The 19,270-nt window shown below is 52.0% G+C and carries 17 protein-coding genes; 11 read left to right on the top strand and 6 right to left on the bottom strand.

Annotated features, from left to right (window positions below):
* Window positions 1-75 precede the first annotated feature (75 nt).
* The 4 genes from EYB48_RS10645 (at window position 76) to EYB48_RS10630 (ending at window position 4,219) form a co-directional block, all read left to right on the top strand.
* Window positions 76-1,227, top strand: coding sequence for a tetratricopeptide repeat protein (locus EYB48_RS10645; protein ID WP_162020304.1), 1,152 nt, complete (start codon window positions 76-78; stop codon window positions 1,225-1,227).
* A gap of 118 nt (window positions 1,228-1,345) precedes the next feature.
* Window positions 1,346-2,500, top strand: coding sequence for a tetratricopeptide repeat protein (locus tag EYB48_RS10640; RefSeq protein WP_162020303.1), 1,155 nt, complete (start codon window positions 1,346-1,348; stop codon window positions 2,498-2,500).
* An 84-nt stretch (window positions 2,501-2,584) separates the two neighbouring features.
* A complete protein-coding gene (gene argA, locus EYB48_RS10635) occupies window positions 2,585-3,895 on the top strand; it encodes an amino-acid N-acetyltransferase (protein WP_162020302.1) in 1,311 nt (436 codons plus the stop codon).
* A gap of 51 nt (window positions 3,896-3,946) precedes the next feature.
* On the top strand, window positions 3,947-4,219 hold the full coding sequence (locus EYB48_RS10630; protein WP_162020301.1) for an oxidative damage protection protein: 273 nt from the start codon (window positions 3,947-3,949) through the stop codon (window positions 4,217-4,219).
* Window positions 4,220-4,364: 145 nt separating this feature from the next.
* Here the strand turns inward: EYB48_RS10630 and EYB48_RS10625 are convergent, their stop codons facing one another.
* The 3 genes from EYB48_RS10625 to EYB48_RS10615 all read right to left on the bottom strand — a co-directional run bounded on the left by EYB48_RS10625 (window position 4,365) and on the right by EYB48_RS10615 (window position 6,979).
* Window positions 4,365-5,099, bottom strand: a complete 735-nt coding sequence (locus tag EYB48_RS10625) for a carbonic anhydrase family protein (RefSeq protein WP_328823358.1) — start codon at window positions 5,097-5,099, stop codon at window positions 4,365-4,367.
* A gap of 93 nt (window positions 5,100-5,192) precedes the next feature.
* Window positions 5,193-5,867, bottom strand: a complete 675-nt coding sequence (rpiA, locus tag EYB48_RS10620) for a ribose-5-phosphate isomerase RpiA (RefSeq protein WP_162020300.1) — start codon at window positions 5,865-5,867, stop codon at window positions 5,193-5,195.
* A 92-nt stretch (window positions 5,868-5,959) separates the two neighbouring features.
* Window positions 5,960-6,979, bottom strand: a complete 1,020-nt coding sequence (locus EYB48_RS10615) for a serine/threonine protein kinase (RefSeq protein WP_162020299.1) — start codon at window positions 6,977-6,979, stop codon at window positions 5,960-5,962.
* A 139-nt stretch (window positions 6,980-7,118) separates the two neighbouring features.
* Between EYB48_RS10615 and EYB48_RS10610 the strand changes: the two genes are divergently transcribed.
* Window positions 7,119-7,820, top strand: coding sequence for a UPF0149 family protein (locus EYB48_RS10610; protein WP_162020298.1), 702 nt, complete (start codon window positions 7,119-7,121; stop codon window positions 7,818-7,820).
* A gap of 140 nt (window positions 7,821-7,960) precedes the next feature.
* Entirely contained in the window at window positions 7,961-8,215 is a 255-nt protein-coding gene (locus EYB48_RS10605) for an acyl-CoA-binding protein (RefSeq protein WP_162020297.1), read from the top strand.
* On the opposite strand, the gene EYB48_RS10600 is transcribed toward EYB48_RS10605, so the two are convergent.
* Window positions 8,212-9,192, bottom strand: coding sequence for a 2-hydroxyacid dehydrogenase (locus EYB48_RS10600; protein ID WP_162020338.1), 981 nt, complete (start codon window positions 9,190-9,192; stop codon window positions 8,212-8,214). The genes EYB48_RS10605 and EYB48_RS10600 overlap by 4 nt on opposite strands.
* Window positions 9,193-9,591: 399 nt before the next feature.
* Here EYB48_RS10600 and fdxA point away from each other — a divergent pair, with 399 nt between their 5' ends.
* On the top strand, window positions 9,592-9,915 hold the full coding sequence (fdxA, locus tag EYB48_RS10595; protein ID WP_162020296.1) for a ferredoxin FdxA: 324 nt from the start codon (window positions 9,592-9,594) through the stop codon (window positions 9,913-9,915).
* Between the two features lie 76 nt (window positions 9,916-9,991).
* Window positions 9,992-11,062 carry an NAD(P)/FAD-dependent oxidoreductase gene (locus tag EYB48_RS10590; protein WP_162020295.1) on the top strand — a complete coding sequence of 357 codons (1,071 nt, stop codon included), beginning with the start codon at window positions 9,992-9,994 and terminating at the stop codon, window positions 11,060-11,062.
* 77 nt (window positions 11,063-11,139) lie between these two features.
* On the opposite strand, the gene EYB48_RS10585 is transcribed toward EYB48_RS10590, so the two are convergent.
* Complete coding sequence (locus tag EYB48_RS10585; RefSeq protein WP_235935026.1) at window positions 11,140-12,273, bottom strand: HD domain-containing phosphohydrolase; 1,134 nt, start codon at window positions 12,271-12,273, stop codon at window positions 11,140-11,142.
* Window positions 12,274-12,333: 60 nt separating this feature from the next.
* The gene (locus EYB48_RS10580) at window positions 12,334-16,248 is read right to left on the bottom strand and encodes a response regulator (RefSeq protein ID WP_235935025.1); all 3,915 of its coding nucleotides are present in this window, start codon (window positions 16,246-16,248) and stop codon (window positions 12,334-12,336) included.
* Window positions 16,249-16,525: 277 nt separating this feature from the next.
* On the opposite strand from EYB48_RS10580, the gene EYB48_RS10575 reads away from it, so the two are divergent.
* From EYB48_RS10575 to nth, 3 genes are all read left to right on the top strand, one after another.
* Complete coding sequence (locus EYB48_RS10575; protein WP_162020292.1) at window positions 16,526-17,761, top strand: polyhydroxyalkanoate depolymerase; 1,236 nt, start codon at window positions 16,526-16,528, stop codon at window positions 17,759-17,761.
* Window positions 17,762-17,899: 138 nt separating this feature from the next.
* Window positions 17,900-18,595 carry an electron transport complex subunit RsxB gene (gene rsxB / locus EYB48_RS10570; protein WP_162020291.1) on the top strand — a complete coding sequence of 232 codons (696 nt, stop codon included), beginning with the start codon at window positions 17,900-17,902 and terminating at the stop codon, window positions 18,593-18,595.
* Complete coding sequence (gene nth, locus EYB48_RS10565; RefSeq protein ID WP_162020290.1) at window positions 18,592-19,239, top strand: endonuclease III; 648 nt, start codon at window positions 18,592-18,594, stop codon at window positions 19,237-19,239. The genes rsxB and nth overlap by 4 nt, the downstream gene beginning before the upstream one ends.
* The last annotated feature ends 31 nt before the right edge of the window (window positions 19,240-19,270 follow it).

Below are 19,270 nucleotides of genomic sequence, written 5' to 3'. Positions count from 1 at the left end.
TGGACTATACTGAGTTTCGTACAAGGCGAAGACAGGCACGCTTTGCCCTCACCTCCCCTGAGGACTAAAAATATCATGCGACGGATACTGCTGCCCCTGGTCTTACTGAGTCTGCTCAGCGCCTGCAGCAGCGTGCGCCCGCCTGTGCTCAGTAGCGAGCTGTTTCAGGATCAGTGGTACGGTCCACGACCAGCATTGATCAGTGCTGAACAAGTGCTGGCAATCAGCCCGGCGATGGAACAGTTTCTGGAAAAAGAGGTACTGCCGCGCAGTAAAAAGACTGAACTGCGCCTGGCTCTGTTTCAAGCCATCAGCCAGGACAGCCGCATCACTCTGGAATACGACGCCAGTCTGACCCGCAATGCGGAACAGGCTTTCGAAGCCAAAACCGGCAATTGCCTGTCACTGGTGCTCATGACTGCTGCATTTGCAAAAAAACTCGGGCTGCAGGTTGATTACCGCAATGTGATGGTCGACACCCTATGGCTACAGGCGGATCAGCTGGTCCTTGCGACTGGCCATGTGAACATCGCTTTGGGCAGATACCGTCAGGCTTACATGTCCAGATCGGATGATAATGATGTACTCGTGATTGATTTTCTGCCCCCACCGGAAGCGATCAAATATCCATCGTTCAGCATTTCCGAAACGCGCATCCTGGCCATGTATTTCAATAACCGCGCCGCAGAGTCCTTACAGCAAGCTCAGCTGAACGACGCGTATTGGTATGCAAAAAGCGCAATCGCACAAGATCCCGGCTTTCTGCCTGCACTCAATACCCTGGGCGTGATTTACCAACGCGGCCAGCACTATCAACTGGCCAGCCAGGTCTACCGCCAGATACTCAGCGTCGCGCCGGATCATCTGCTGGCACTCAGCAATCTGCAGGACAGTCTGAACCGCAGCGGCGACAGCGCAGGTGCCAGCCAGATTCAAGCGAGGCTGACACAGCTACATTACCAGGAACCGTTCCGGCATTTTCAACGCGGCAAAGCACTGTATCAGCAAGCCAGCTTTACCGCCGCGCGCAATGCGTTTCAACAGCAGCTCAGCATCACGCCTCAGCATACCGAGAGCTACCACTGGCTGGCCATGACTTATCTGCATCTGGGCGACACCACGAGTGCAAATCAACAATTGGTGTTGGCACGCGAATCCGCCACCACAGCGCAGACCAGGCAACGCTTTGACCTGAAGCTACAGGCACTGCGCGCGGCACAACACTAAGCCCTGGCGAAGGAATTTGGCTTGCAAACACGCATATTGTTTACCACAATGCAGAGACCATGATCTGCACAGGCCTCAGGCAGCTACCAAATCAGCAGCAACAGCAAAGGAGAACACCATGAAACGGTTTTGCATGCTTGTGATCATCGCGGCGCTGTCTGCCTGCGCCAGCACACCGACTATTCCACTTGCACAGGCGCCGCGGCATGACACCGGGTTCAAGCCACCCACTGCTCCGGTAGATACGACCGCAATCCTGAAAGTCAGCCCGGAGATGCAGCAATTCCTGAACAAAGAAGTCAGGCTGCAAGCGCGACAGTCGGATAAAAAGCGCGGTTTATTCGATGCACTGCAAAGGGATAGCAAAGTCATGCTGGACTACGACAGCAGTATCACCAAAACCGCAGCTGAAGCTTTTGCCAGCCGTTCAGGCAATTGTCTGTCACTGGTACTGATGACCGCTGCGATGGCGCATTATCTGGATCTGCCCGTGCACTATCAGCAGGTTTTCCTCGATGAATCCTGGAGCCGGGTGGGCAATCTGTATGTCTCTTCCGGTCATGTGAACATCATCATCGGCACCAAAAACAGTAACTACGGCGCCCAGCTGGATGACTTTAATACCCTGCTCATCGATTTCCTGCCTGGGCCGCAGGCCTATAAGCGCCGTAGCGTCTCACTTAGCGAAGCCCGGGTACTCGCGATGTTCCTGAATAACCGTGCCGCTGAACTGTTGGCGCAGAATCAGATCGACGACGCTTACTGGCATGCGACCGCGGCACTGCAAACCGAACCTAATTTTCAACCCGCCCATAACACTCTGGGCGTGATCTACCGTCGCCATGGCGATCTGGCGCTGGCTGAAACCGTATTTCGCCAGATCCTTGCGGCAGAGCCGAAAAATGTGATCGCGCTCAGCAATCTGGTCGAAACGCTGCAAGTGATGGGAAAACCTGCCGAAGCCGCATTACAGTTAGCCGCTTTACGACAAATTCAAGCCTATCCACCCTTCCATTTTCTCAACCTGGGGCAGCAAGCCATGGCGCAAGCGCAATATGCCGAAGCGCGCAGCTTGTTTGAGCAAGAAGTAAAGCGCGATCCCTACAATGAAGAAACCCATTTCTGGCTGGCTCAGGCCAATCTTCGTTTGGGAGACCTCAGGGAAGCTAGTCGTCAGCTAATTCTGGCCCGTGATCACAGCACCACTCCCGGTGCACAGGAACTGTATGGCAAAAAGCTTAAGGCCTTAATGGCCCTGAGCCAGCAACGATAAGCAGAGCTACTGTTTTCTCACATCAGCACTCAGCACACTGAGATTTTTTTATCGCGAATCCGGCACTGCGATTATAATTCGCGCATGGAAAATCCTCTTCAATTCGTTCAGTGGTTGCGGTCGGTCGCACCCTATATTCATGCCTTCCGTGGAAAGACCTTTGTGGTCGCATTCCCGGGTGAACTGGTCGTTGCAGGCGCATTACCGGTTCTGGCGCAAGATTTATCGCTGTTGCATGCACTTGGCATCCGCATCGTGATTGTGCACGGCTCGCGCCCTCAGGTGGCAGAGCAGCTGGCCTTGCGAAATGTGGAGGGGCGTTTCCATAATGGCGTCAGGATCACCGACACCGCTGCGATGGAATGTTCTAAAGAAGCTGCGGGCGAATTACGTCTCGATATCGAGGCCGCTTTCAGCCAGGGTTTACCCAACACCCCGATGGCACATGCGGCGATCCGCATCATTTCCGGTAATTTCGTGACCGCCAAACCGATCGGCATTGTGGGCGGCGTCGACTTCGGACTGACTGGTACCACCCGTAAGGTGGCCTACGACACCATACAACATATTCTGGAGGCTGGCAGTCTGGTACTGCTCGGTCCGCTGGGCTTTTCCCCGACCGGCGAGGCGTTTAATCTGACGATGGAAGATGTCGCGGTGTCGGCCGCGACCGCACTGCGTGCCGATAAGCTGATCTTTATCACTGAAACGCCGATGATGATAGATCAGGATAGTGACGAATTGCGTGAATTATCGTTCATGCAGGCTGAGCAGGAACTCAAAGCTGCTTACCTGCCAGCGGATTCAGCGTTTTATCTGGAACACGCGGTCAAGGCTTCACGTGGCGGCGTACCGCGTATTCACATCGTGCCGTTTGACATGGACGGCTCGGCGCTGTTGGAATTGTTTACCCATGATGGCGTCGGCACCATGGTGTCTTCAGAAAATCTGGAAAGCCTGCGTGAAGCCACGATTGAAGATGTGGGCGGCATCATTAAACTGATAGAACCACTGGAAGCCGATGGCACCCTGGTCAAACGCGGACGCGAACTGATAGAACGCGAGATCAACTACTTCTCTGTCATCGAACATGATGGCGTGATTTTCGGCTGCGCTGCGCTGTATCCCTTCCCTTTCGACAAAATGGGCGAAATGGCCTGCCTGACCGTCAATCCCGACGTGCAGAGTCAGGGTGACGGCGAGCGCATACTGAAGCACATGGAGAAACGCGCACGCCGCGCCGGTTTCCATTCTTTGTTTGTACTGACTACCCGTACCGAACACTGGTTCCTGAAGCGCGGCTTTGTGAAAGCCTCGGTCGATGATTTACCAAAAGACCGCCAAAAAATGTATAACTGGCAGCGCAAATCGCTGGTACTGATCAAGCAGCTGTAAGCACTTCCCTTTATAATTCAGGCTGTTTGCGTATCACTAAGGAGTATTACCATGGCCCGTATGGTCCACTGCATTAAATTAGATAAAGAAGCTGAAGGCCTGGATTTTCCACCAGTACCCGGCGAACTGGGCGCGAAACTATATCAGTCCGTTTCCAAAGAAGCCTGGGCTGGCTGGATCAAGCACCAAACCATGCTGGTCAATGAAAACCGTCTGAATCTGGCCGATTTGCGCGCCCGTAAATACCTGATGGCACAGATGGACAAGCACTTCTTCGGCGATGGTGCTGATGCTGCAGCTGGTTATGTGCCTCCATCCGAATAAGTAGCTACGCTGTTACCGGCATAGGCTTTTGCCGCAGATGATAGTCAACGGATAGTCAACGATTAGCTGCGCAAAATAAAAAAACCGCAAACTCAGTTTGCGGTTTTTTTACATCTGCACTGACTGCTACAAGCTCAAAACAGCATCAAAAGAATTCAACCTTACCGGTTTCCACGTCATGCATAGCACCGATGACCTTGATCTGACCACTCTTGATCATGTCGCGCAATACCGGGCTTTTCTCGGAAATTGCCTGCACTGTCATCTTGACGTTCATTTCTGCAGCAGCATCAACGAAATGGTGATTTTTTGAACTGCGGTCAGCACCATGGGTATCTGGTGTCGCCTTGACTGCCGGAGCAATTTTAGCGACCAGTTGCGTCAGATTACCCAGAACTGCGCTGTCACACGCACCTTTCACTGCGCCACAATGGGTATGCCCCAATACGACGATGGCTTTGGAACCCGCTACTTTAGCCGCATATTCCAGGCTGCCCAGGATGTCTTCATTGACGATATTGCCAGCCACACGTGCAGTGAACATATCACCGATGCCCTGATCAAATACCAGCGCCGGATCAGAACGGGAATCGATGCAGGACACCACGCTCACGAAGGGATACTGGCCATCTTTACCGCTGATTTTTGCCTGAGCCACCAGATCGCGCTTCAACATACTGCCAGAAACAAATCGTGCATTTCCATCTTTCAAACGCTGAATCGCGAGATCCGGCGTAACTTCACTTTGCGTGATTTTAGTCATAGGCACGGCTAGCTGCGCAGTAGTCACTGGCTGGGTAGCACAGGCAGACATCAACAAAGCTGCAGCTAATGCACTCAGAAATTTCCCGTGTTTCTGTAAAGTGGAATGAATTTGCACGTCGTACTCCTTAAATGAAATTAATGGATACCGATAGTAAAGCCACACGCATTTTATTGCAAATATGAAAACCTTGGTGGCTATATTTACAATTTATTTATATATCAGACTTTTCACACCTTCAGCCGTCCCCAGCAAACAAACATCTGCACCCTGACGCGCAAACAAACCAACGGTGACTACACCAACGATATTATTAATCGTATTTTCCAAGGCCAGCGGATCGGTAATCTGCAAGCCATGCACATCCAGGATGTAGTTACCATTATCGGTTACTAATGGCTGACCATCCTTGAGGCGCAGCTTAGCATTTCCCCCCAGCGCATTCAACTGGCGACTGACCACCGCATGAGACATAGGAATCACTTCAACCGGCAAAGGAAAACGTCCCAACGTGTCGACCAGTTTAGAGCCATCTGCAATACATACAAATTTATCTGCAACGGAAGCCACAATTTTTTCACGGGTCAAAGCAGCACCGCCACCTTTGATCATCGCGCCTGAGGCATTGATCTCATCAGCACCATCGATATATACCGGCATATGCGTGACTTCATTCAAGTCCAGCACGGTAATGCCATGTGCACGCAGACGTTCTGCGGTTGCTTCTGATGAGGCGACCGCAGCTTTGATTTTATCTTTCATCTTTGCCAGTTCATCGATGAAGAAGTTCGCGGTGGAACCGGTTCCCACACCGACAATTTCACCTTCAACCACATAGGCGATAGCGGCTTGGGCGACGGCCAGTTTCAATTCGTCCTGAGTCATGTTGCAGCTCCGTAGATGTGCAGACACGTGATCTGCAGATTAAAAAATTGGCCGCATTGTAGCCGATCAGCGCTGCCTTGCCGACCGATTTTTCAGAAATTCCAGAGCGGCGGCTCGTCCATGAGCGCGATTTGTTCACGTAATTCCAGTATCCTGTCTTGCCAGTAGCGCTGAGTATTAAACCAGGGGAAGGCAGCCTGAAAAGCCGCATCATCCCAACGCTGCCCCAGCCATGCCGAATAGTGAATCAGGCGCAGTGTGCGTAAAGCTTCGATCAGACAGAGCTGGCGCGGATCAAAATCAAAAAAGTCTTCGTAACCAACCAGGATATCGGTCATCTGGCGCTGCATCTCAGCGCGTTCACCTGATAAAAGCATCCATAAATCCTGAATCGCAGGCCCCATGCGACTGTCATCGAAATCGACAAAGTGTGGTCCGGCCTGCGGTCCCTGATCCAGCCACAGTACATTCCCCATATGGCAATCACCATGTAGCCTCAACACAGGAACAGACCCGGCACGCGCATAACACTGCTGCACAGCATCCAGCGCCTGTTGAGCAACTGACAGATACACACTCTGTAATTCGGGCGGGATCATGCCACTGCGGGTCAGCCAGTCCAACGGCTGCGCACCAAAGGTATCCGGATTAATTTCAGGCCGCTGCTGATAGCTACTGAGCGCACCAACCGCATGGATGCGTCCCAGAAAACGTCCCATCCATTCCAGCGTCGCCGCATCCTGCAACTCGGGTGCGCGCCCGCTCTGACGCGGGAATAAAGCAAAGCGATAGCCCTGATAATGGTGCAGGCTCTGGCCTGCAGCCGAACTTAAGGCAGTAACGACAGGGATCTCTTGCGCAGCCAGTTCCATGGTGAATGCGTGTTCTTCCAGGATTGCCGCATCAGTCCAGCGGCCCGGCCGGTAGAACTTGGCAATCACAGGCGGCCCATCTTCCAGCGCGACCTGGTACACCCGGTTTTCATAGCTATTCAAAGCCAGGATGCGGCCATCACAAAACCAGCCGCAGCTTTCTACTGCGCCCAGCACCAGGTCAGGGGTCAGGTCCGCAAAAGCGGGTAAAGTATTTACTTGATTCGTTTGAGCATTCATAGCCGCGATTGTACGTCTGAATGCACACTGTTTCGGCGCTGAATGCATAGTTCAACACGGAAAAAGCGGAATTCTGCCCCACGAGGCGAGCGCAAAGCGCTACACTTCCGGTATTTTCACATTCAGCTCAGGTATGACCATGCATCTCGACGAACCACTCAGCGACAAAGAATTCAATGAACTCGACAAATTCCTCATGTCAGACCGGGTCGGTGACGATGGCATGACCATGGATGCCCTGCATGGCTATATGACCGCCATCGCACTGGGCCCGGAAATGATACCAATGACAGAATGGCTGCCGCTGGTCTGGGGCTTGCCGGATCAGGGTCAGCCTAAATTCAAGAACGACAAGGAAATGCAGCGCGTCACCAACCTGATTGCGCGCTTCATGAACGAAATCCAGATCACCTTTGAAGTCGCACCGCAGGAATATGAACCGCTGTTCTGCGTATTGGAACAGAATGGCAAAGAACTCATCGATGGTGAAACCTGGGCCTGGGGCTTCTGGGAGGGCATGCAGTTACGCGCCGAAGCCTGGGAAGCCGCCTGGGAATCGGAAGAAATCGGCCCGCTGTTACAGCCTATCTATTTGTTAGGCGCTGAAGAAATTGAAGAAGAAGAGATGAAGTTTGTCGACACACCGGAAAAATGCCATACCCTGGCACTGGCGGTCGAACAATCCATCCCGGCCATACGCCGCTTCTGGGCACCGCTGCGCAAATCTGGCGTCACCACGGTCAAGCGCGACAGCCCCAAAGTTGGCCGCAATGATCCCTGCCCTTGCGGCAGCGGCAAAAAATTTAAATCCTGCTGCGGCGCTGAGCCGACTGTGCATTAATTCCGCCTGTACCTGACATGGTTTGCGCTGGAGTAAATGCTCTAGCGCATTTCCCCACCAGTTGTGAGTCCCGTGCTATTTTCGCGTTTGCTAATTTTTTAAATCAAGCATTCGTATGCTTCAATAACACGGAGAACAACATGAGCTTACAAGATCAATTCGCCCAGGCCCTGGCTGATTCCAAAAACCTGCCGGAACGCCCGGACAATATGACGCTGCTGAAGATTTACGCGCTGTACAAACAAGGCAGCACTGGTGATGCGACCGGCGACCGTCCTGGCATGACAGACTTTGTCGGTCGCGCCAAGTTTGACGCCTGGGCAGGTCTCAAAGGCACGACCCAGGAAGCAGCGATGCAGCAATACATAGACCTGATCACTTCCCTCAAAGCTTAAGCCTGCACAGGAAAACTGGTCAGCAGATTGGGCGGACGCTGTCCGCTCAAGCCTGCGATCAGATTATCTGCCGCACAGTTTGCCATCGCACGCCGGGTCTTTTCTGAGGCGCTGGCGATATGCGGTGTCAGCACCACATTGGTCAAATCCAAAAAATCCGGATGCAGGGCCGGTTCATTCTCAAACACATCCAATCCTGCCGCAGCGATAGTTTTGTTACGCAAAGCCTGTATTAATGCCTGATCGTCGACGATGCCACCGCGTGCGATATTGGTCAGCGTCGCAGTCGGCTTCATCAAGGCCAGCTCAGCGCCAGCAATGGTATGGTGGGTCGCAGCGGAGTAAGGCAAGACTAATATCACGTGATCGGATTCACGCAACAACTGCTCTTTGCTGACAAACTGTGCTTGATTAGCAGCCTGCTCCAGCTCAGGCGCCAGCCGCGAACGGTTATGGTAAAGCACCTGCATTTGAAAACCTGTCGAACGACGCGCTATCGCCTGACCGATGCGCCCCATGCCTATGATACCCAGCGTACTATCGTGTAAATCGGGCCCAATGAAGCTGTCATAGCGCCATTTGGTCCATTTCCCTGCACGCAGCCAGTGCTCAGCTTCCGTGATGCGCCTTGCGGTTGCCATCATCAATGCCCAGCCAAAATCAGCCGTGGTCTCATTCAGCACATCCGGCGTATTGCTGGCCAGGACTTGAAAGCGCTCACAGGCAGCGGTATCGATATTGTCGTAACCCACTGCCATATTCGCGACCATACGCAAGCCAGGGACAGCAGCCAACACTTGCTCATTGATACGTGCGCTACCGGTAATCAGTGCACCCTGCTTACCCTGCAGACGGTCGGTCAGTTGCTGCTGCGAGTAAATTTCATCCTCTTGATTACTCTCTACTTCAAAATGCTCAGCCAGCCGGGCTAAGACTTCAGGAAATACTGCGCGCGCCACTAAAATGCCGGGTTTCATCATCATTTACTCTTTCTGTGCCTGGTTTTCACGGCGGCCTGAACGATTGCCGTCATTATTTGCTGTGAATATTAACGGAAACAGTCACTGTCTTGCAGTAAAACATTGGCAATGAAATAATTTTCATCGATTGTTGCATAGGCTATTGCGTGAGACAAATCAAAGCAAAATGGGTTTATCTCACCTAAAATGTAGCGATTTCATGCTTTACAGCAGCTTGCCGTTACGCAAACTGCTGCTCAGTCTGCGCGCAAACAGCTTATTTGCTTATGCGCAAACTATATAACGCTGATTTGTGGGAACTGTTAAATTGCCTTAAAATACAAGGCTTTGCAGCCCCAGAGCGCATTTAGTCTGCACTGGCTGTGCCAAACCCCGAATTTTTAAGATTGGACTGTTATGACCCACGTTGTGACCGAATCCTGCATCCGCTGCCGCTATACCGATTGCGTGGATGTCTGCCCTGTGGACTGCTTCCGCGTTGGCCCGAATTTCCTGGCCATTGATCCGGACGAATGCATAGACTGCGCCGTGTGCGTTGCAGAATGCCCGGCCAATGCGATTTTTGCCGAGGAAGACGTGCCTTCTGACCAGCAAAACTTCATCAAGATTAATGCTGATCTGGCGCGCAACTGGCCATCGATCACTAAAACCGTTGCTCCATTGGCCGATGCCGATGAATGGAAAGACGTCAAAGATAAACTGCAATTCCTGGAGCGCTGATCCGGCACTCCAGGCCCGCTCACTCACTAACGGTGAGCGCTAACATTTTTTGGTATCTCTGAAACTGACTCCGCGTATGGAAAATATACAAACTACTCAGGCAAATGGCGTGATTGATGCCGATGCCGTCATCATCGGCGCAGGCCCGGTTGGCCTGTTCCAGGTTTTCGAATTAGGCCTGCTGGAAATCAAAGCTCACGTTATCGACTCTTTGCCTGCAGTTGGCGGTCAGTGTATCGAGCTGTATCCGGACAAGCCGATTTACGATATTCCTGCAGTACCGGTATGCACCGGCCAGGAACTGACGGACAATCTGCTCAAACAAATTGAACCGTTTGAGCCGACTTTCCATCTGGGTCAGGAAGTGACACTGGTTGAACGCCGTGAAGACGGTCGCTTCGACGTTGAAACATCCACTGGCACGCGCTTCATCACTAAAACCATTTTCATCGCAGCCGGTGTTGGCTCCTTCCAGCCACGTACTTTAAAAGTCGATGGCATTGAAGCCTACGAAGGCAAACAAGTATTCTATCGCGTCAAAGATCCTAGCCAGTTCCATGGCAAAAATCTGGTGATCTGCGGTGGTGGTGACTCTGCGCTGGACTGGGCATTGAACCTGGTTGGCAAAGCGGAATCCGTAGTACTGCTGCACCGTCGCGACGACTTCCGTGCTGCGCCAGCTTCCGTCGCCAAGATGAAAGAACTGTGCGATAACTACGAAATGCAATTGCTGATCGGCCAGGTGACCGGCATAGAAAGCAAAGACGACACACTGAGCGAAATCAAAGTAACCGGTGCTGATGGCGTTACCCGCCGCCTGCCACTGGACAACTTGCTGGTATTCTTCGGTCTGTCACCAAAACTGGGTCCGATCGCAGAATGGGGCCTGGACATTGAGCGCAAGCAGTTAAAAGTCATGAACACTGAAAAGTTCGAGACCAATGTGCCTGGTATTTTCGCGGTTGGTGATATCAATACCTACCCTGGCAAGAAAAAGCTGATCCTATCTGGCTTCCATGAAGCCGCGCTGGCTGCATTCGGTGCTGCACCGTATATTTTCCCTGAAAAGAAAATCCACATGCAATACACCACGACCTCACCTAAGCTGCACAAAATCCTGGGCGTGGAAACACCGGTATTTGACTAAGCCGCAGGCCTCAAGTCGTAAAAAAACGCAGCTGTTTCAGCTGCGTTTTTTATTTTCATTCAAGCCTGCGACGACAATTACAAGGCCATCTGCATCTGCTCAGGCGCCGCCTGCACCGGAAAACGCTGAGTGATCCGATAGATTTCATCAGACACTTCACAAAATGCATGCACGATGCGCGGATCGAAGTGCGAACCCGATGATGCGCGCAGAATCTCCAGCGCTTCCTGATGCTGTCGGGCTGGCTCATACTCGTAATCTGAAATCAGTGCATCGTACACATCAGCCACACTCATCAGTCTGGCTGCCAGCGGAATAGCCTCGCCGCTGAGCTGCTGCGGGTAGCCACTGCCATCCCATTTTTCCTGATGTGAATACGCGATTTCACGCGCGAAGCGCAAGAAGTCATGGGTACCGCCAAAACACGTCTCCACGATCTCTATGGCTTCGCGCCCAAACACAGTATGCTGCCGCATCAGCGCCAGCTCAGCCTCACCCCATTTACCACGTTTTTCAAGTATCCAGTCGGGCAGTTGTATGCGCCCTATATCATGTAAGGGTGCCGCTTGCGCCATCAGACTGATCGCCTCATCGTTGAGCTGCCTCGCAAAATCCGGATGCTGGCGCAAGCGCTGAGCCAGAACACGCAAATATTCCTGGGTACGCCTTAAATGATTAAGTTTGGCGGCGTCACCCGATTCACTTAAAGAAGCCAGGCCTATGATAATCGCCTGCTGAAGCTGATTAAGTTTTTCTGTTTTCTCAGTCACCAGCAACTGTAACTGCTGGTTTTGCATACGCAATTGCTGCTGCGCCTTGAGTAAACGAAACTGGGTCGCGACACGCGCTATCATCACCGGGGGACTGACGGGCTTACTGATGTAATCAACAGCGCCCAGACGTAAACCCAGCTCCTCATCATGCACCTGATTTTTCGCAGTCAGAAAAATCACTGGAATCTCAACAGTACGCGCGTCCCGCTTGAGCAAACGACAGGTCTCATAGCCATCCATGTCAGGCATCATGACATCGAGCAGGATCAGATCCGGCTGCGGTTGGGTCTGCGCTATCTGCAATGCCTTGGCACCACTGGTCGCGATTTTAACGCGATACAACTCCCGCAAGAGATTCGATAGCAGAGACAGATTATCCGGCGTATCATCCACCACCAATACTGTAGGCCGACTGGCATTTTCGTAAGAATCAAGCATCGCTAGGCTCATTCATGGGTTTGCGTGTCCGCGCCAGTCAGGCATCACCTGCCCGGCACCTTATTGCTCAACATGTGGATTCCGGGTATAGCCGTGATTCAGTGCCGCCTCCCGCACTATGCTCAATGCTGCATCAAATTCAAACTGGCGTAAGGCGCGCATCAGTTGTTGATGTACTTCCTGACCAAATGCAAGCAGCAACTGTTCACTGGCATCCTTCAATAATTCCACGGCCTCACCATCGTATTCAGCTAACAATGCTTCGCTACGCTGCAACAAGGCCTGCATCGCTGCCCTATCTAATTTTGCATCCGTACCCGGCAATGAGGCGGCATCCAGATCCGATTTCAACGCAGCCTCTATCGCTGCGGTGGTCTGACTCAGCTCTTGCTGACAGGCATCAAACCGCAAGATGATTTCGCGTGCTGACACAGCGCCACGGATACTATGCTCCAGTTGTTCAGCACTCTTGCGCATAGCTTTGGCCGAGATCAGTGCTGCCACGCCTTTCAGGGTATGAATCAGGCGTTCTGCAATTGCTGTCTCACCTGCGATATAGGCATCCCTGGCATCAGTCACTGCATTTTTCTGACTTTCACAAAAACGCCCCAGTAAGTCGCGGTACAACTCCTGGCTACCCAATGCACGTCTGAGTCCCTCCTCCACATCAATATGATCAATTTGCAGCCGCGCTGTCTGTGCCGCAGGGGATGCCGGTGGCACGGCAAGCGTATGCGTTTCAGGCTGGCACCATTGTCGTATCGTGTTATACAAGGACTGAGGATCCACCGGCTTGGTCACATGCGCATCCATGCCCGAGCGCAGGCAATGGGCACGTTCTTCCGCCATCGCATGCGCCGTCATGGCAACGATAGGCAAATCGGCATAAGCCGGATTGAGGCGTATCAGTCTGGTCGCTTCGTGCCCATCCATTTCCGGCATCTGTACGTCCATGAATACCATCCCAAAATGTTCGGGTGGGTGGCGCAACACCAGATCGACCGCTTCACGACCATTAGCGACCAGGCTGACATCTATCGCAGCTGCCTCCATCAGTTCACGCGCGATCTGCTGATTGACTTCATTATCTTCCACCAGCAATACGCGCAAACCCGGAAATTGTGGCACTGCCTGCTGACTGCGACTGATATTTGGCTCGTGCTCTATGAGCATCAGATTATCCAGGCATTGCCTCAGAATAGAAGCATTGACCGGCTTACGCATGAAAGCATCAGGCAAGACTGTATCGGTGCGGAAGCTGGCCTCTTCGCGCGCATGAACACCCAGCAAAATAAATTTCGGCATGCTGCGCAAATTTTTGACGTTCTTAAGCAAACTGATCAGACTCAGCCCATCCAGTTCCGGCATACGCAAATCCACAAACACCAGATCAAATGGTGTGGCATGATCCGCCAGCTCTATCGCCTGCATCGCAGCCGTCGCACTATGCACACTCTCGCAATTTGGCGTCAGAATTGCCAGTTCTTCACTCAGTACCTGAGCAGCTTTGCGATTATCATCAACGATCAATACTTTGAGTGCAGGATTCGTCATCACCGCTGGCGCCAGCGCCAGTCTTTTTTCAGGCAAATCAAACCAGGTATGGAAACGCACTGTTGTGCCCACACCCATATCGCTATTGAGAGAAATCTCACCACCCATCAGTTCTATCAAACGCTTGGAAATCGATAAACCCAGACCGGTTCCGCCAAAACGGCGCGTGGTCGACTCATCAGCCTGACTGAAAGGCTGAAATAAACGTTGAGTCTGCTCTTCCGACATGCCAATACCGGTATCACTGACCTCAAATTCCAGCTTAACGCGCCAGGCCTTGCTCTCTGCGACACGGCAAGACATAAAGACTTCACCCGCATCGGTGAATTTGATGGCATTGTTAATCAGATTAATTAAGACCTGACCAAGCCGCAGCGAGTCGCCTCTTAATAGCCGAGGTATCTCCTTCGGTACATGCAATATGAATTCCAGATTTTTTTCGTAAGCGCGGTCGGCCGTCATCAGGGTGATGTTTTCCAGCACCTCATTCAGATTGAAGTCGATATGCTCGATGCTGAGCTTACCCGCTTCCACTTTAGAAAAATCCAGAATGTCATTCACAATGCCGAGCAAAGACATGCCGGCATGATGGATTTTCTCTACATAGTCTCTTTGCTTATCATCGAGATCAGTACGCAAGGCCAGATGCGCCATCCCTATGATGGCATTCATGGGAGTACGGATTTCATGACTCATATTGGCGAGGAACATAGATTTAGCGGCGGTTGCCTCTTCGGCGTGTATCCTTGCGCGCTCTGCTTCCTTGAGTTCAGCCTGCATCTGTAGCGTTCGCAGACGCAATTGTTCCGCCATACTTTCCTGTAACTGGGTTTCCAGACGCTTACGTTCCGTGATATCCATCACGACCCAGACGGTACCCATCGTGAGCCGGTTCTGATCCACTGCACGCCCTGAAAAGTGGACCCAAAACAAGCTGCCATCGGCGCGCCGCATTTGCAATTCACTCTCATAGGCCTCACCGCGCAATACCGCCTCACTGACAGCAGCGCCTGAGGCATGATAGGCATCACGCGAGGTATAAAATGGCTCCAGCGAAGCGCCGAGCACAGCGTGTCTGTCCACCCCAAAAATCTGACACAGGGGTTTGTTCGCCCATTGCACTCTGCCCTCGTTATTCAGAAAAACCATGCCGACTATAGAATTTTCCAGTATGGTTTCGCGTTCTGCGAGTATGCGCTGCAACTCGTCATCCAGCGCCTGGCGCTCAGCATAAGCCTCTTCAGCCAGCCGGCGCGCCAGTTCCGCCTCTTTCAATTCATGCCCGATATGTAAAGTCTGTACATGCACACGGGTTGCCAAACCCTGGGCTTTGACAAACAATGTCATATAGCGCTGCTGCTCCTGATACCCCTCTTCCCACTGCCCAGTCTCACCGAAAATCTCTATCAATTCGCGCATCGCCCGCAGCGGCATGTAGACATAACCCTTGTCGCCAACACTGTCAATTGCGCGTCGCAAGTCTGAGATCGCCTCAGGAAAGCGCTGGTGACAACGGTGCAGATAACCATTCACCCACCAGCTATAGGGCTTGAGCGGCTTATCTTCATAGGTATCGAGCAGCGACATCGCAATGCTGTTGAGATGATCTGCTTCAGTCAGTTGTCCGCGTGCTGCCAGCGTGTAAGCGGCAACGGACAGGCAAAAAGCACGGCTGGAATTATCGGTATGATGGGCACTGCCTTCGCTGATGTAGTTTGCCACACTCAAATAGGCATCATCATATTTTTCCAATGCCAGATAACACAGCGCCAGCATGGTTGAGATAAAGGGAGCCAGCCATTTTTCATCGGAATCTACCGCAATTTCACGCGCTTCCTCCAGCAAAACCTCGGCATCCTCGGCATTACCGCTGATGTAGAAAATTTCACCCAGATTGGCCAGTATCTGCGACACGCGATTTGAAATTTGCAGCCGTTTGGCTTGCTCAAGCGCGTTATAAAAATGCCTGATCGCCTCTTCGGTGTAGCCCAACTCCTGCGACAGCGTACCGAGGATATTCAGTACCAGCACAGTCAGCCTGTGATCACCCTCAGGCAAAATCGGCAGGATACGCGAATGGCAAAGGGAATACGCTTGCTCAGCGCGCCCGTGGCGGCGCCATACGGCAACGGTGCCCAGCAAAGAGAAGGCCAGGCCTTCGCTATCGCCGATCAGCTCAAACATGGTCGCAGTGCGCTCAAACTCAGGCTCTGCCAGATGCAGCTTACCGTCAAAAAAATCGGCAAACGCATACAGGATTTCGGCCAGTCCACCCAGTACCGGACGACGCTTTTCACGGGCTTCCGTACGTAAGCTCTTGGCAATCAAGCGGCCCACTTCAGGCGAATCACGCATTAAATCAAATGCAACAAAACACTGTTCTCGCCATTGAATTTCCGTCTGATCGAAGTCACTAGTCATTCTGCTATGCCCTATATCCTTATCAATGACACATTTACCCTGCATCACATTGTAGCCCGCAACTTATTATTTTTAAGCCAATTTTTTAACATAAATTTGCACCGACTTCACATTGAATTCCAAGCACAGGAGCAAAACGGACTAAACTGGTTTATGATGCGATGCAATACAATAGATGGAAAGCTCTATTGGAATTCCATTTTTCTGTTGCCAAAAATAACACTACCTTAGTCACGCCCCAGGGAACTGCCTGTCTTTTTATCAGAAAGAAGTCACTATGCTCTACCAATTTCATGAATTGAACCGCGCATTTCTGAACCCTTTAACCCAGTGGGCTGAAGCCTCCTCCAAGTTGTTTACCAATCCGGTCTCACCACTGGCCCATACGCCCTATTCTCAGCGTATCGCTGCTGGCTACGAACTTTTGTTTCGCCTTGGAAAAGATTATGAGAAACCAGAGTTTGGCATTACTTCGACGACCATAGGCAAACAAGTTGTAGAAATCACACAAACCACCGCTGTGATCCGACCTTTTTGCAAACTGCTGCACTTTAAAAAGGTCTTGAACGATAAGGAGCTGGCGAAGATCAAGCAGCCGACTGTGTTGCTGGTCGCCCCTTTATCGGGACATCATGCCACCCTGCTGCGCGATACCGTGCGCGGATTGCTGCCGGATCACGATGTCTACATCACAGACTGGACCGACGCGCGCATGGTGCCGCTGTCTGAAGGCAGCTTCCATCTGCACGACTACATTTACTATGTTCAGGATTTCATCCGCTTGCTGGGCCCGGACGTGCATGTAATCTCAGTCTGCCAGCCTACGGTACCGGTGCTGGCCGCGATAGCACTGATGGCTAGTGCCAACGATCCTAAGCTACCAAAAACCATGACGATGATGGGCGGCCCGATTGATCCGCGCAAATCACCGACGGAAGTCAATAATCTGGCGACTGAAAAGAAATTCTCGTGGTTTGAGAATACGGTGATTTACAACGTACCGGCTAACTATCCTGGCTATGGACGCAAGGTCTATCCAGGCTTTTTACAACATGCCGGTTTTGTCGCAATGAACCCTGACCGCCATGCGCAAAGCCACTGGGATTACTATCAGCACCTGATCAAAGGTGATGATGATTCAGCCGAGCAGCATCGTAAATTCTATGATGAATACAATGCCGTCCTCGATATGCCAGCCGACTACTATCTGGAAACGATCAAGACTGTGTTCCAGGAATTCCGTCTGCCTAAAGGCACCTGGGAAGTCGAAGGCAAGCTGGTCAGGCCACAGGATATCAAGACGGTCGCGCTGTTCACAGTCGAAGGCGAACTGGACGACATTTCCGGCCCTGGTCAGACCCAGGCAGCCCATGATTTATGCAGCAGCATTCCAGCCAGTATGAAACAGGATTACGTAGCGCCTGGTTGTGGTCACTACGGCATATTTTCAGGCCGCCGCTGGCGTGAAATGATATGCCCGAAAATCGGTGAATTCATCCGCAAGCACGGCTAATCGCCAATGAACACAAAAACGCCGCCGCGAGGTGGCGTTTTTGTTTGTGAGTCGCGCTGAATCAGGGGATAATCTCAGTTTTGGCGCTTGCTTCCTGAGTGGCAAGCCGACCCTGATTTTTCCTATTGAGTTCTTCCTGTGCCCTCTCCTGCATCCGTCTCACTTGCTACACAACTTGAAGCACTGTTACCGCAAACCCAATGTACTAAATGTGGCTATCCGTCTTGTCACGATTATGCAGTGGCAATGGCTGCTGGCAACGCCAGTCATAATCAATGCCCACCCGGTGGCGAACAGGGTATTGCCTTGCTGGCTGATGCACTCGGACTGGCCACCATCCCTTTGAATCCTGAGCACGGTACAGAACGTGAACGACCAGTCGCAGTGATTGAAGAAGCCTATTGCATAGGCTGCACCTTATGCATACAAGCCTGTCCGGTCGATGCTATCGTCGGTGCAGCCAAACAAATGCATACCGTGATACCGGAATTGTGTACCGGCTGCGATTTGTGTGTCGCGCCCTGCCCGGTAGATTGTATTTCCATGATCTCCGTCACGCCAGGAAAAACCGGCTGGTCAGCCTGGAGCGAACAACAAGCCAGTCAGGCCAAAACCGCCTATGACAGCCGTACTGTGCGGCTGCAGCGTGAGAAATACGAAAACGAACAAAGACTGGCAGCTAAAGCCGCCGCCAAACTACAAGCGCTGGAAGCAGAAGCTGCCGTCACAGCGGAAGAGCAAGCCAGCAAAGACAGAAAGAAGGCGATCATTGCTGCCGCAATCGAACGCGCACGCCTGAAAAAACTGGAAGCTGAAAAAGGACAAGGCGCATGAATGCAGAAAAACGCCAGCTGATTTTCCAGCGTCTGCAACAGGAAAATCCACATCCAACCACGGAACTCGAATACAACACGCCATTTGAATTACTGATCGCGGTTTTGTTGTCCGCTCAGGCTACAGACGTATCGGTCAACAAAGCAACCCGCAAACTGTATCCGATTGCTAATACACCCGAGACTTTGCTGCGCTTAGGGGTAGACGGTTTGATGCCTTACATCCAGACCATAGGCTTATACAAAACCAAGGCAAAAAACGTGATCGCGACCTGCGAGATCCTGCTACGCGAGCATCAAGGTCAGGTGCCTCAGCAGCGTGAAGCACTGGAAGCCTTGCCTGGCGTGGGCCGGAAAACTGCCAACGTGGTTCTGAATACGGCTTTCGGCCAGCCCACCATTGCGGTCGATACCCATATTTTCCGGGTATCCAACCGGACCGGGATTGCACCGGGCAAAAACGTGGATATCGTCGAACAAAAGCTAATGAAATTTGTTCCCAAAGAATTCAGGCTGGATGCACATCACTGGCTGATACTGCATGGGCGCTATACCTGCATCGCCCGCAAACCTAAATGTTGGAATTGTATGATCGCAGATTTATGCGATTTCAAAGAAAAAACGCCCTTACCTGAAAAGGTGTAAGGACGTTCTTTGAGCCTTGTTAGCGGGCAAA

Origin of the sequence: Cognatundibacterium crateris (assembly GCF_010078235.1) — a bacterium.
GTDB classification, from domain to species: Bacteria; Pseudomonadota; Gammaproteobacteria; order Burkholderiales; family Burkholderiaceae_D; genus Undibacterium; species Undibacterium crateris.
The sequence above is the reverse complement of the archived record's forward strand: the minus strand, read 5'-3'. Positions and strand labels throughout refer to the sequence as shown.

Excerpts from the sequence above, each read along its gene's own strand:
- EYB48_RS10645 (WP_162020304.1), top strand. The coding sequence starts at position 76 with ATGCGACGGATACTGCTGCCCCTGGTCTTACTGAGTCTGCTCAGCGCC.
- EYB48_RS10640 (WP_162020303.1), top strand. The coding sequence starts at position 1,346 with ATGAAACGGTTTTGCATGCTTGTGATCATCGCGGCGCTGTCTGCCTGC.
- argA (WP_162020302.1), top strand. The coding sequence starts at position 2,585 with ATGGAAAATCCTCTTCAATTCGTTCAGTGGTTGCGGTCGGTCGCACCC.
- EYB48_RS10630 (WP_162020301.1), top strand. The coding sequence starts at position 3,947 with ATGGCCCGTATGGTCCACTGCATTAAATTAGATAAAGAAGCTGAAGGC.
- rpiA (WP_162020300.1), bottom strand. The coding sequence starts at position 5,867 with ATGACTCAGGACGAATTGAAACTGGCCGTCGCCCAAGCCGCTATCGCC.
- EYB48_RS10615 (WP_162020299.1), bottom strand. The coding sequence starts at position 6,979 with ATGAATGCTCAAACGAATCAAGTAAATACTTTACCCGCTTTTGCGGAC.
- EYB48_RS10610 (WP_162020298.1), top strand. The coding sequence starts at position 7,119 with ATGCATCTCGACGAACCACTCAGCGACAAAGAATTCAATGAACTCGAC.
- EYB48_RS10605 (WP_162020297.1), top strand. The coding sequence starts at position 7,961 with ATGAGCTTACAAGATCAATTCGCCCAGGCCCTGGCTGATTCCAAAAAC.
- EYB48_RS10600 (WP_162020338.1), bottom strand. The coding sequence starts at position 9,192 with ATGAAACCCGGCATTTTAGTGGCGCGCGCAGTATTTCCTGAAGTCTTA.
- fdxA (WP_162020296.1), top strand. The coding sequence starts at position 9,592 with ATGACCCACGTTGTGACCGAATCCTGCATCCGCTGCCGCTATACCGAT.
- EYB48_RS10590 (WP_162020295.1), top strand. The coding sequence starts at position 9,992 with ATGGAAAATATACAAACTACTCAGGCAAATGGCGTGATTGATGCCGAT.
- EYB48_RS10585 (WP_235935026.1), bottom strand. The coding sequence starts at position 12,273 with ATGCTTGATTCTTACGAAAATGCCAGTCGGCCTACAGTATTGGTGGTG.
- EYB48_RS10580 (WP_235935025.1), bottom strand. The coding sequence starts at position 16,248 with ATGACTAGTGACTTCGATCAGACGGAAATTCAATGGCGAGAACAGTGT.
- EYB48_RS10575 (WP_162020292.1), top strand. The coding sequence starts at position 16,526 with ATGCTCTACCAATTTCATGAATTGAACCGCGCATTTCTGAACCCTTTA.
- nth (WP_162020290.1), top strand. The coding sequence starts at position 18,592 with ATGAATGCAGAAAAACGCCAGCTGATTTTCCAGCGTCTGCAACAGGAA.